Consider the following 13,540-nt stretch of genomic DNA (forward strand, 5'->3'; position numbering starts at 1 on the left):
ATTTTACCTTACTATATTGCTATGTTTATAATATAGTAGATTTTTTAATAAAATGCAAGTAGACATTAAGATTTCACTTACGCTCTCTCAGTTTACAATTTTTGTTTCCGTATTATCTAATGAATCACCGTAAGTGACTGCCTTAAGATAAAACTTTCTCCCTTTTTGCACTTCAAAAGAAATTATTGAATCATCAAGTAGAATAAATTTTTCACCTGAGGTGTGTTCATATTTCTTAGTACCCTCTTGTTCTCTAATTAGGTCACTAAGCTTATATTTGTTTTTACCTATAAGCTCAGCATTTTGGAATTTTATTATCTCTTTGCCAACGAGTGCTGATGCAGTTGCATCCAGCTTGCCAAAGCGTAATACTACTACAATTTCCTCATTGCTAGATTCCATAACATATCCGTAAGTAGATTGTGTGTTTGCACTTGCGATAGGCTTATAATCTTTATCATCATACGAAATAAAGAGCGTTGCTCCTTTCCAATTCTCTTCTTCACCAATTAAAGTAAAGCTTGCGATATTACCTTTAATATGCGGTAAATCTATCATTTCCACGATAGATTTACTGACGCGAGAAGGAGGGTATTCTTTAAGCATAAGTGATCTTGTTGAAGGAAAGGAGAGCTTGTATATAGAGGGATCATAACCAACTCCCATTACTTGAATGGACATGCTTTCAAACTTTGTTTTTATAATTCTCATCGTATGTCTTTTCTCGCCATCTGAAATTGCTATGACATCACTTGGTAAAAGCCATGCATATTTTATCGGGAGCTTAAAGTTGTATACATTTCTCTCTTGCCACGAAGAATAAAGTAAAACTTCAGCTATATTTTGCGCCTCCCCTTCCTCCATAATGAGAGGTATTTCAACTGTTGCAGCATTGCCCTGCTTTGGCAGTTCAGCATATTTCACATCAATTGGATAGCCAAAATTGCGGTTAAAATAGACAACATTGACTTTACTATTTAAATCTAGCTGACTAATATTAACAAGTTTTGCAACGTTATTGGTAACCATCTCGCCAATTGGTATTTCAGTTTTCACTCCCCTGCCCTTTTGAATAAATTTCAGTTTTGAGTTCTGTTCAACCACATCAAAAAAATAGCACCTTCGCAGCATTTTAATAATTGAGCGTACGGGTTGCTGATCATTTATTACATACCCAGATAGTAATCCTTTAACATCACTTGTATCAAACTGATCGCCTTTGAGACCTACCTTTTGCAACAGATCAGACAAAACATCGGAAACATTAAGTTGTGAAATTTTTCCCTGAATCCAGTGCCCGGTCTGCCAGTTATGGCAGTCAGCCCACATGTCACATAAATTGGGGAAATAAGGAAATGGCCTTGCATCCCACGCCCAGAGGAACATTTTCTCCACCATTTCTGAGCTTTGCCACTTTTTTAATGTTCCTTCGATTGCAGTTTTCTGCGAAAGAAAGCTCACCTCTCCGTTTGAGTATCGTGGATATTTACTCTCTATACTACCTTTATCAACAAACACATTGGGCTCATTAGTGCAGCCGTTCATACTGGGAAATCCATATTCGGTAAACCATATTTTCTTCATTTTTGGTTGCCATTTTGTTTTACTACCACCTGGATTTACATGAACTTCACTCCACCATTTCTCGATATTTTTCCACGCATATTCGCTGTCATTATACTTTATTTTCTCAGGATCACTTTTTGAGTAATCGTAAAAATAATCATACCCTACCCCACTGCTCCAACCACCCGTTACATCTTTCGCGGAATAGCCAAAAGGAGGTTCTGGGCCATCGGTGAGTGGAAAGTAAGCATCTATGCCAATAACATCGATGAACTGTGAAGACCATAGTTCATCCATATTATACCAACCATCATATGAATGATACTCACTCCAATCGGCAGCGTAAGTTACGTTTACTTCTTTTCCAAGCTGAAGCTTTACTTGCTTTGCAACTTTAACTAGCTCTGCTACTGCAGGATAGTTACCCTCTACATCTTTTACTCTGGTAAGCTGAGCAAACTCAGAACCAATAATAAACCCTTCCACTTTAGTTTGTTTGGCAATGCTCGTGTAATGCTCTATGAATTTGCTATACTGATTCTCAAAAAAATCACTTATATCCTGAGGAGTACCGCTCAATTTTCCTCGCCACTCTTTGTTTTTTGTGTCAAGCAAGAGCATTAGATAGAGCATCACCTTATAACCTCTGCTATGCAGCTCTTCTATATATCTTATTAGTGCTGCATCGCTAACTGTACCACCATATCTTGGATTTCCATGATTATCTTTTGAAATGAGCTGGGCATTATCCCTGGTTATATTTCCCACTTGCCAATCATCAGGCACTATAGCAGAATCGTCTTGAAATTCAACTGCAGGATATATTTTACAATCTTTGATATTCAAACTGCTTGCAAACCAATTAACCACTACCGATGCCCATTCAACATTTGGTAAACTTTCCTTCAATTGGTCCAAAGAAAGCATAGCATCGCTCTTTTTTGTGTGATTATTGTGATTTACTCTTTGTACCGGTCCATAGGGAATATATTGACTACTGCTTATTTTTTCTCGTGCAATTTTCTTCTGTATTTTCGTATCATACACAAACTCCCCTGAACCTGGTATGATATTGATATTTTTAATGTTTTCTGCTACTGAGAATCCACTGAGCTTCAGTGCAGTTTGCACTTCAAATGTAAACACCGGAACACGATTACTATAGTCTGCCAAAGGGAAATTTTTGATGACTATGTAAGATATTCCTCTATAAGCTGGTACATTCTTCTCACCTTCGATTGATAACATAAACGGATCAGGGTTTTGGTCTTCTCTGCCGTGGTAAAAAGTATAATCTATTTCATCAAAACTAAGCGATTTTATATCCGCCCAGATTCTATTTAATTTTTCTACTTTCCCCTTGCAAATTGCAATTGCGAGTGTTGCATAGTAGTTATATGTAATATTTATACCTCTTCCTGTTTTATTTTGAGTGGTTATCGCCTCCTCTTTTATTGGCTGTGACCAAATAATGTTTCCAGCAATGCGAGCAGTGCCATAGATAATTGGAATTGCTTTGCCATAAGTTGAGGTTTGAACTTGCAGATTTTTCAGCCTCGCCCCATGCGTTATCTTTTGCTCGGCATCAAGACCAAATATTACATTATCAAGCTGTGCACCAAGCAGAGCACCGAGTTCTGATCCAGCAATCTGGCCAATTGGCCCAAAAATACTGCCCGCTTTACTTAAAATTGATGATAAAATTATTGTAGACATAATATTCTCCTTTTTAATAGATTGTTTTGAATTTTTGAAAGAAGATCCCAGACTGGGATAAAATTGGGACCTACTATATAGTAGTGTCATGCGACTGGTATCCAGGAAAAAAAGGATGTAATCCGAGTAGCCCTTTTCCTGTCATCCGAGTAGCTGACACTGGGATCCATTGTTCTTTATTTCTGAATTCCAGCGTCACGCGCTGGAATGACATTAAATGATTTTTCTTTGAATTTGAGTTATGCAAGCAAGCCCCTTTGTTGTCATGCAAGTAGCCCCTTCGATCTCACCCGAGTAGCCCTCTTCCTGTCATCCCAGTACTGGGATCCAGCCTTTCTTACCAACAAAAAACTTGGCATAACTTGCGTGCTCAAAAAATTCCTAGATTCCAGTACTGGAATGACACCCTTTTAGAAGTTCAATGACCCTTCTGGATAAAAACTATTGTCAAGCACTGGAATGACATGATTCGACTTGCATGGCGTCATCCCAGACTGTGTAGTAATTCTCTTTATTCCTCGATTTGCCACTTACTTTCTCGAGAAGATACATCACTCAATGAAGAGCTTACTGATGAACTTCTAGATAAGCTTCCAGATGATAGCCTTGTATCCTTGTTTTTAGTTTTTCCGTTACTATGTTTCTCATTCTTCTTATCTTCAATGTTATGTTCCTTCTTAAATCTTTCACATAAAGTGAAAATAGGAGTGCTTTTGCCTTTACTTTTCTCCTCTCGTATATACTTGGCTAAACCAATCAGATTTGCTGGTGAAAAACCATTAGTACTCTTTACAATAGTTTCAATATTTAGAGGGCTTAATTCTTTGAGATATTCTTTTAGTATTCCCCTACGTGTACTTTCTTTATCCAGCCCAGGAACCTCAATACACTCCAAACGACCACCCCTAGTAAACGCAGTATCTAAATGATCCTTATGATTAGTTGCAGCAATCACCGTTATATTTTTTGAGGATAAAAACTCTTTATCCAATTTAGTGAGTAAATAAGTTAAAGGCCCTGCATCCTCATTAACAGTTCGCTTTTTACCAACTCCGTCAATCTCATCTATAAAAATCATACAAGGACTGTTTGTCTCTGCTTTCTCAAAAACTTGATCTATATTCCTTTGACTAGACAAGCAAGACGCAGAAACAGACATAAACGCAAACAGAGATTTAGTTTGATTTGCAATTGCCTTACTAATACTAGTCTTACCAGTTCCTGGTGGACCGTACAAGAGATATCCTCCGCTTTTTGACTCACAAATTCCTCTCAACTTTTCTTTTATGTCATTTGGTAATATAATATCACTAAATGTTGTATTCCACCCTCTTTCTTCATCTTTTGCGTAAAATTCCATATTCAGCTTTGCTTCTACTTCATTTTTTGTTGCAGGACTATTAATTAACCTTGCAGAAAGATCACTAACCTCTTTTTTTAACCCATTCACTTCATCTTTCGTTACAAAATTCTCTGAAATTCTATGAACTTTTTCTTCTAGATCACTAAACCCGTATTTATTTTCTTTATCCTTTCCATCTTCTAATTCTTCTTTAATTGGAGTTAGCTTATTTTCTTCTTTCCTTAACCCTTTATTCGGCTCTTCGACTTCAGCTTTCGAGTTTTCTTGAGATTTTTTATTTTGTTTAATCATTTTATATGAAAACACAATTACTACTGCAGAAAGCGCAAATAAAATAAAAATAACAGGGGGAGCTATATTTAAAGCTGCAACGTAAGGAGCTACAGCAAAAACTCCAGATGTAATTAATGTAAGGGAAGCAATAGCACCAGCTATAAAAAAAGTTATATTAGCTCTATTAGACATATTTTAGCTTATAAACAGTTAATTTATAAATAATACATTTAAAGAGTACAAGCTTTTCATAGTAAAGCAAGACTAACTTAAGGCATCCTTAATCAATCTATGATCGAGGTATTATGCAGTATTAAGATATAAGATGGTATGTTGTATTTTTAATTCAGTGTTCTTTTTCTTTCATTCCAGGGTACTGGAATGATAGATGCTATGATAAGAAATTCAATAACTTAAAGTAGGTAATTAAAGCCTCTAATTAAGATCTAAATCTATAGTTATTATAAGCAACACTAAAGAAGTGCGGAAGTAAAAATTTACGAAAGAGCATTATGTATACATATGCTTTGTAGATCTACACTTTGCCACCCTTCTGTTAAGCTTTGCCTCCCTTCCATTACGTTTTGTCGCTCTTTTATTTCTTTTATTTCGTTATCGAATTTTGACATTAGATATTTAGCATAACCAGATGTTAATGCTGTTGATGCAGATACAGCTATTGCTGCCGTAACAGATGTTAATGTAATTTCCATTGTCTCGGTTATAAAAAGCGTCGATGTTACAAAATTCCCTAACATGGCAACTAAGCCACCAACAACTACACTACCTTGAACTACTTTATTTTTTAAAAACCCTTTTATACTCTCTACCATATCTTCTTGGTGATTTATAATGGCATAATACAAAGGAGTTTTCTGCAAACTATCTTTTTCATAAACATCTGCACCTCTGTCTAGTAGAGCATCTACTATCTCTAAATAGCCATTTTTAGCAGCATAATGCAAAGGAGTACTACCATTTCTATCTTTTACATGAACACTTGCGCCTTCAGCTAACAGAGCATCTACTACCTCTATATGGTTACTTAAAGTAGAATAATGCAAAGGAGTACTACCACTTCTGTCTTTTACATTAACATCAGCACCTTTTTTTAGTAGAGCATTTACTACACCTACACATCGACTATAAACGGCATGATGCAAAGCAGTCTCTCTATTTTCACCTTCTACATGAACATCCGCATGCCTATCTAATAAAACATTCACTAAATCCTTACAGCCAGCTGCTGCAGCTGCAATTAATAATGTAAATTCGGCATCAGGATCACTTTGGATGAATGTATGATTTATACTAAAATTTTTATTTTCCCACTCTTGATACGCTATTGTATCTTCCCTTCGCAATACCTCTTTTATTTTATTAATTACATTATCTTTATTTACACTTGCATCTTTATCAATTGCACTTAATATCTTTTTCAGATTTTCAAAATCCATCTTTACCTCCTATAACTTTACGTTGCAGTTACTACACAATTACAAACAAAAGTAAACACATTTTTGGAAATTATTTAGAAAAAGAATCCATTAAAAAAGTCAGTGATTTGTAATAAATAACTGATCCATTTAATTGAAAGAAATATGTGATGTAACTATAGTCATTATAAACAACAATAGAAAAAACACGGAAGTAAAAAATTTATATTGATCTTATCATATTTATTATTAGCATAATTATAAACATGGGAAAGCAAATACAAGTTAACTTATCTAAAAAAATAGTGAGAGGGTCTTATCTGGCGCAAAATGGATGGCCAACCTTAGTGAAAATTATTTTGCATCATTGAATAATAACAGCATTAAACCAGCCAGCTCTATAAGAAAACTAATAGAGGCTTTTTTACTTGTTCCAATTATTACATCCAGTGCTATTACACTAGCATGTACCTATTTTTTTCTGAATGCAGTGAGTATTCAAAAATATGATTGCAGCTTTGAATAAGGGAAAAATTATGGCGCCTATGATTTTTGAAGGCTATTGCGATACAGACGTTTTTAATAGCTAGTTCAAGCTTTTTGCTGGGTGATTTTGGATAATGCAACTTTTCATAGAAAATAAGTGACTTTGTTAAAAGTGTCGGTGCTGAAGTTATATATCTGCCTCCATATTCTCCTGATTTTAATCAAACCATTGGTTTGTTATAAAAAATTTAGCCAGAAAGAATATTCAGCTATTCGAACTATTAGAAAAAGAGCTATAATTATAGACTCCGTATACACTATAACTAGACTTTTTTTTAAGAGGAATGATACAGAAGTTAGTACTAAGACACTAAACAGTTTTCAAAAATGAAAATTATACCTTAAAGCTGATTTTCATACAGTTCTTGCAAGCGATAGCACTCTCACTTCTCTTATACCAGAGTTTAAAATTTCCTGAGAGCAAGACCTTGCGGTTGCGCCAGTTGTTACTACATCATCAACCAATATCACGATTTTGTTTTTGATAATTTCGCTGTTACTTACTTTAAAAGTATTTTTCAAATTTTTTTCACGCTGTTTAAGTGAAAGACCAGCTTGAGGTTTGGTGTGACAAATACGTTTTATTGCAAATGGTGTATAAGATAAATTAGATAACTTACTTAATTCCTTCGCGAGCAATGATGCTTGATTATATTTACGTTTAAATAAGCGTATTTTATGTAGCGGTATGGGAACTATGACCTCTGCATTTTGAAACATGTCTTTGTTAGCTTTGTACATCCACTTTGCATAGACTTTCACATAATTTAAATTATCAAAAAATTTAAAATTTATAATCATATTTTTGCTATGTTCATCATAAGCAAAAACTGATCTTAATACTTTAAATGGTGAAGGGTTACTGATGCATTTACCACATGTATCAATGTTATCTGGAATTACTACACCACAAACATTACAGTAATGCTTAGTTAAAAAATTGATTTTTTTATTGCATTCACTACATAAATCATAACTTTTATCAATTATACGTTCACAACTTACGCATACGTTTGGAAATATGAGATCTGTAGCTTTTTTTAATAAGAGAAGATTCATGAATTAAATATGTTAGGTATACCTTTTAAAATGCTCCTCATAACCTAATTATTAAGAAATAGTCGATACTTGATCCAATAAATATGTTTTAAGATACTTGCCTGTAACGCTTTTTGGAGTCTGTGCAACTTTTTCTGGAGTTCCTACAGCAACCACTTCGCCACCTTTTACTCCACCCTCTGGACCAATATCTATTATGTAATCAGCAGTTTTTATAACATGTAAATTGTGCTCAATAACTATAACAGTATTTCCTAAATCAACTAGCCTATGGAGTATTTTCAGTAAATTATTTACATCTTCAAAATGTAACCCAGTTGTTGGCTCATCGAGAATATACAATGTTTTCCCGGTAAATCGCTTTGATAGTTCCTTAGACAGCTTTATTCGTTGTGCTTCACCCCCGGACAACGTTGTTGACGACTGTCCAAGCGTTATATAGCCAAGCCCTACTTCCTGTAAAGAAATCAACTTTTCCTTTATCATTGGAAGATTTTCAAAAAAGTCACATGCTTGATCTATTGTCATATCAAGCACATCAGAAATTGATTTTCCCTTGTAAGTAACTTCCAATGTTTCTCGGTTATACCTCTGTCCTCTACATTGCTCACATTTCACATAAACGTCCGGTAGGAAATGCATCTCGATCTTTAAATGCCCATCACCTTTACAAGCTTCACATCTTCCTCCCTTGGTATTAAATGAAAATCGGCCTATATTGTAACCTCGTGCCTTCGACTCTGGGAGACCTGCAAACCAATTTCTGATGTTAGTAAACATACCAACATATGTTGCTGGATTTGATGCTGGGGTCCTACCAATTGGCGATTGATCAACTTCTATAATTTTATCTATATACTCAAGGCCTTCTATTTTGTCGCATTGACCATGCCTTGCAGATGAATGATTTATCTTGTGTGCTGAGTATTTATATAATGTTTCTATCACTAAACTTGATTTCCCTCCTCCTGATATTCCAGTAACACAAATAAAATTCCCTATAGGAAATTCAACATTTATATTTTTTAAGTTGTTCTCACAAGCATTAACTACCTTTATGAACTGAGTTGTTTGCTTTCTTCTTTTTGAAATTGAAATTTCCTTCTTTCCACTTAAATACTGTCCTGTTATGCTTTCTGAATTTTTTTGTACCTGATCTGGTGTTCCTTCTGCAACGATTTTTCCTCCATTCACGCCAGCTCCAGGACCAATATCAATCACATAATCAGCAGCCATTATTGTGTCTTCATCATGTTCAACAACAATCACAGTATTACCCATGTCTCTCAGATTTTTAAGTGTGGTAATTAATCGATCATTATCACATTGATGAAGGCCAATTGAGGGCTCATCAAGCACGTATAGCACTCCTGTTAAACCAGAGCCAATTTGCGAAGCAAGCCTGATCCTCTGGCTTTCACCACCAGAGAGAGTGCTAGATTCACGGTCAAGTGTAAGGTAATTTAGCCCTACATTCTTTAAAAATGTCAGCCTTTTGATTATTTCGTTTAATATTTTATTTGAAATTTGCCTTTGTTGTTCTGTAAGTTTGTCTGATAAATTTCCAAACCACTTAAGGGATTCATCGATGCTGAGCCTTGATATTTCACCTATATGTTTTTCGTCAATTTTCACTGTAAGTGCTTCTTTTCTCAATCTATAGCCAGCACATTCTTTGCAGTCAGTAACAGAACAATACCTATCAATAAGTGATGCATCGTAATCCATCTGGCGTTCTAGGATACTGACCAAACCTTGAAATTTCATTTCTCTAGAGCCAAAAAGTATTAAATCCTTCACTTTTTGGTCTATATTCTTCCACGGAACATCAAGGCTAAATTTGCAATTTTCAGCCAGTGATAGAATTGCATTTTTTAGCAATCCATAGTTTGTATGCACTTGACGGAACATTGATCCAATTGGCTTTAAAGCACCTTCAGATATCGAGAGCGTTTCGTCTGGCACTATTAGCTTTGCATCAACACTTAGTTTTTTACCGAGCCCACTGCATGAACTGCATGCACCGTAGGGGCTGTTAAAAGAAAACAATCTTGGCTCTATTTCTTCAAGAGTAAAGCCAGACTCAGGACATGCAAAATTCTCTGAGAAAGTTAAAGTTTGACCATTTTTATACTCGGAATTGTGGTTATCAGGTAAGTTCACTATTTCTGCATACATTAAGCCATGGCCCAGCCTCAATGCTGATTCTATACTGCCTGGTAGTCGATTTCCTATATCATCTGACATGGAGATTCTATCTGCAATAACAAAAATATCATGTTTCTTGTTTTTGTCGAGTTTAGGCAAGTCATCTATATTGTATGTTTCACCATCTATTTTTAGTCTCACGTAACCCTGCTTTTTAATTTCCAATATCTCTTTGAAGTGCTCTCCTTTTCTGCCACGCACAATAGGAGCAAGTATATATATTTTAGTTTCTAAAGGTAATGCTATAATAGTATCTACAATTTGAGATACAGCCTGTTTCGTTATTGGCAACCCAGTTACAGGCGAATAAGGTATTCCCACTCGTGCATATATCAAACGTACATAATCGTAAATTTCAGTAACGGTTCCAACAGTTGATCTTGGATTTTTTGAGATCGACTTTTGATTAATTGATATTGCAGGAGAGAGGCCTGTGATTGACTCAACATCTGGTTTATCTTGAATATTAAGAAATTGACGTGCATAAGCCGATAGACTTTCGACGTATCGGCGTTGGCCTTCTGCATAAATCGTATCGAATGCAAGGCTAGACTTACCAGAACCACTTAGTCCAGTTATAACAACTAACTTATTTTTTGGTATATTGACATCAATACCCTGCAAATTATGCTCTCTTGCACCTTTAACTCTGATCATACTTCATGTACCTTTGACCATTACAGCCTCAAAATACATAAACTCACAACAACTTGCTACTAATTTTTTTAACTGTTATGGAAAACAAAGTAGCATAACTAGTGCAAAACATTTTGCCACACAACTATATGAACATCTGTTTTCGCCAAGTTAGTTCGTACAACAAATGGTGTCATAAAAGTATGTTTTCTACAATCTCATCAAAAACATGCTTATCAATTTTTGGAAACAGGAAATTTTATTTTATATAAAATATAGAATTTTGATAAATTTAACTTTTTTGTGAGATTATGCAGTGATAAAAATAAATTGAGAGGGAAAGGTTGTGGCAATAGAGAAGGAGAAGTTTTTTGAAATAATAAATGAGGTAAGTAAAAGTGGAGGTTTGGATGAAGATAATTTACTTGAAAGAATAAAGAATGAGTTAAAAGGAAAAGATGCAGGAGAGTACAACAAGTTTAGTAAAAATTTTAGTAAAGAACATCAATTTAGTATAAAAATTTTAGAAGAAGCTGCAGAAGATTGGACGTTGTTACATCTTGCTACAGCATGCAACAATATGTTAATAGTGGAACTTTTACTAAAAAAGAAAGCAAGTGTTAGCGCTCGAGTAAAAGATGGCTCTAAAAATGATGGGCTAACTGCTTTGCATATTGCTGCTTCTTGTGGACATAAAGACATGGTAAAACGGTTACTAAATGACAATCGAGTCAATCCTTCATTAAAAAGCAAAAATAAGACTCCAAGAGAGATAGTTGGTAATACAGAGAATAAAGAAGCTATAGAGGAAATGTTAAAGAAAGCAGAACAAAATTTTTATACAAAGCATGAGAAAAAAACTGATGTATCAGCAGATGTTATAAATTCTGTGAAACAATACAATACCATACGTAGTGGTGCACAGGCTCCTGTTACGTGCGAAAGTAGTGACAGTATAGTAAGTGAGCAATACTTACATGCTGGTGTTAAGAATATGGTAGAAAAATTTGAGTCACCACAAAGAGGAAGTGTTACATATAGTGGTAAACAGACTCCTATTGGTGAAAGCGTTAGTAGTGACGACAACGGTTTAGCACTTGAAACTACGTTTGATACTTCTTCCTACTCCGAAATAAATTACGACGGGGCAGCTAATGAAGTTGATAACCAAACTTTAGAAAGCCTGCAAACTCAAGTTCAGTTGAAAGATAGCCAAATTCGGAAGTTAGAAAAGCCAGGTAAAGAATTAAAACATGTTGAGAAAGAACTAGAAAAATCAAAGAGTGACGTAGCTGGACATGAGACTCGGTTAGAAATAGTTGATAAGCTCAGTAAAGAGAATCAATCACTAAAGCAAAAAATAAAAGATCTGGAAAACGAGAATACAACACTTAATAGTGAATTAAGCAAAACCAAAGCAAATAAAGTATTACTAGAAAAAACAGAAAAAAGACAACTGTCTTTCTTAAAAATTGCTTCTGTAAACTTTGCAATCATGTTGACAGTAGGTGTTGCCTTTAGTATAGCCTTCCAATTACCAATTCTATTGATGATTGCAACTTCTGTGATGTCTTCATTGATAGTCGGTGGAGTTACATACGCACTATCACCGCAACCTACTGAATTAAAAGAAGTAAGTATTCAATGCTCAATGCAACATGATGCTTGTAAAACTTAACTTGTGCGCTTCCTGGTAATTTTGATATAGTTATTTCAGTTGAAATCTACAGGTTTACAAATGGCAATCTTAAGTGTAAGAGAAGCTTTATGCACAGCGATCAGAGAAGAAATGCAAAATGACCCTGATATATTTATCATGGGTGAAGAAGTTGCAGAGTATGATGGTGCTTATAAAGTAACGAAAGGATTACTGAAAGAGTTTGGAGAAAATAGGGTAGTTGATACACCCATTACTGAACATGGATTTGCTGGTCTTGCTGTTGGAGCAGCATTTGCTGGACTGAGGCCAATAGTCGAGTTTATGACTTTTAATTTTTCTATGCAGGCTATCGACCAAATTGTGAATTCCGCAGCAAAAACAAATTATATGTCGGGTGGACAACTTGGATGCCCTATAGTATTTCGTGGACCAAATGGTGCTGCAGCAAGAGTTGCAGCACAACATTCTCAGTGCTTTGCATCTTGGTATTCGCATGTTCCAGGGTTGAAAGTAATAGCACCTTACTTTGCCTCCGATTGCAGAGGTCTGCTTAAAGCTGCAATTCGTGACCCTAATCCGGTAATATTTCTAGAAAACGAGATCGCTTATGGACATGAGCATGAAGTTCCTGACTCTGAGCTATCAAACAAAGATTATCTACTTGAGATAGGCAAAGCTGCTGTTATACGGGAAGGAAAGGATGTAACTATCACTGCTTTTTCATTGAAACTAATGGATGCGTTAAATGCAGCAGATTTACTCTCTAGTGAAGGAATAGAAGCTGAAGTTATCGACCTCAGAACCTTAAGACCACTTGACACTGAAACAGTTATTAACTCTATTAAGAAGACCAATAGATTAGTAAGCATAGAAGAGGGTTGGCCATTTGCAGGAATAGGAGCAGAACTCTCAGCCATGGTTATGGAACAAGGATTTGACTACCTTGACGCTCCGGTTGTACGGGTAACCGGCAAGGATGTCCCCTTACCTTATGCTGCAAACCTAGAAAAGAAAGCATTACCACAAGTGGAAGATATAGTTGAAGCTGTGCACCAAGTCTGCTTTAGAAAGAAATAG

7 protein-coding genes and 1 pseudogene are annotated in these 13,540 nt (G+C 35.4%); 3 read left to right on the top strand and 5 right to left on the bottom strand.

What is annotated here, in order from left to right:
* Positions 1-87: 87 nt before the first annotated feature.
* The 3 genes from OOL01_RS04570 to OOL01_RS04580 all read right to left on the bottom strand — a co-directional run bounded on the left by OOL01_RS04570 (position 88) and on the right by OOL01_RS04580 (position 6,375).
* Positions 88-3,282, bottom strand: a complete 3,195-nt coding sequence (locus OOL01_RS04570; protein ID WP_264686421.1) for a glycoside hydrolase/phage tail family protein — start codon at positions 3,280-3,282, stop codon at positions 88-90.
* Positions 3,283-3,793: 511 nt separating this feature from the next.
* Positions 3,794-5,110 (bottom strand): AAA family ATPase, encoded by a 1,317-nt coding sequence (locus tag OOL01_RS04575; RefSeq protein ID WP_264686422.1) that lies wholly within the window; start codon positions 5,108-5,110, stop codon positions 3,794-3,796.
* Between the two features lie 305 nt (positions 5,111-5,415).
* Positions 5,416-6,375, bottom strand: coding sequence for an ankyrin repeat domain-containing protein (locus OOL01_RS04580; protein WP_264686423.1), 960 nt, complete (start codon positions 6,373-6,375; stop codon positions 5,416-5,418).
* A 482-nt stretch (positions 6,376-6,857) separates the two neighbouring features.
* On the opposite strand from OOL01_RS04580, the pseudogene OOL01_RS04585 reads away from it, so the two are divergent.
* A pseudogene (locus tag OOL01_RS04585) lies at positions 6,858-7,139 on the top strand (transposase); the annotation flags it as partial.
* Positions 7,140-7,254: 115 nt separating this feature from the next.
* Here the strand turns inward: OOL01_RS04585 and OOL01_RS04590 are convergent.
* Positions 7,255-7,959, bottom strand: a complete 705-nt coding sequence (locus OOL01_RS04590; protein ID WP_264686424.1) for a ComF family protein — start codon at positions 7,957-7,959, stop codon at positions 7,255-7,257.
* Positions 7,960-8,010: 51 nt separating this feature from the next.
* Positions 8,011-10,824, bottom strand: a complete 2,814-nt coding sequence (uvrA, locus tag OOL01_RS04595; protein WP_264686425.1) for an excinuclease ABC subunit UvrA — start codon at positions 10,822-10,824, stop codon at positions 8,011-8,013.
* A 325-nt stretch (positions 10,825-11,149) separates the two neighbouring features.
* Here uvrA and OOL01_RS04600 point away from each other — a divergent pair, with 325 nt between their 5' ends.
* Positions 11,150-12,481 carry an ankyrin repeat domain-containing protein gene (locus OOL01_RS04600; protein WP_264682195.1) on the top strand — a complete coding sequence of 444 codons (1,332 nt, stop codon included), beginning with the start codon at positions 11,150-11,152 and terminating at the stop codon, positions 12,479-12,481.
* A gap of 60 nt (positions 12,482-12,541) precedes the next feature.
* Positions 12,542-13,540, top strand: a complete 999-nt coding sequence (locus OOL01_RS04605; protein ID WP_264375491.1) for a pyruvate dehydrogenase complex E1 component subunit beta — start codon at positions 12,542-12,544, stop codon at positions 13,538-13,540.

Origin of the sequence: Wolbachia endosymbiont (group B) of Rhopobota naevana, from assembly GCF_947250615.1 — a bacterium.
Lineage (GTDB): Bacteria > Pseudomonadota > Alphaproteobacteria > Rickettsiales > Anaplasmataceae > Wolbachia.

Bases quoted from the DNA above. Each gene is read 5' to 3' on its own strand.
- OOL01_RS04570 (WP_264686421.1), bottom strand. From the start codon at position 3,282: ATGTCTACAATAATTTTATCATCAATTTTAAGTAAAGCGGGCAGTATT.
- OOL01_RS04580 (WP_264686423.1), bottom strand. From the start codon at position 6,375: ATGGATTTTGAAAATCTGAAAAAGATATTAAGTGCAATTGATAAAGAT.
- uvrA (WP_264686425.1), bottom strand. From the start codon at position 10,824: ATGATCAGAGTTAAAGGTGCAAGAGAGCATAATTTGCAGGGTATTGAT.
- OOL01_RS04590 (WP_264686424.1), bottom strand. From the start codon at position 7,959: ATGAATCTTCTCTTATTAAAAAAAGCTACAGATCTCATATTTCCAAAC.
- OOL01_RS04575 (WP_264686422.1), bottom strand. From the start codon at position 5,110: ATGTCTAATAGAGCTAATATAACTTTTTTTATAGCTGGTGCTATTGCT.
- OOL01_RS04605 (WP_264375491.1), top strand. From the start codon at position 12,542: ATGGCAATCTTAAGTGTAAGAGAAGCTTTATGCACAGCGATCAGAGAA.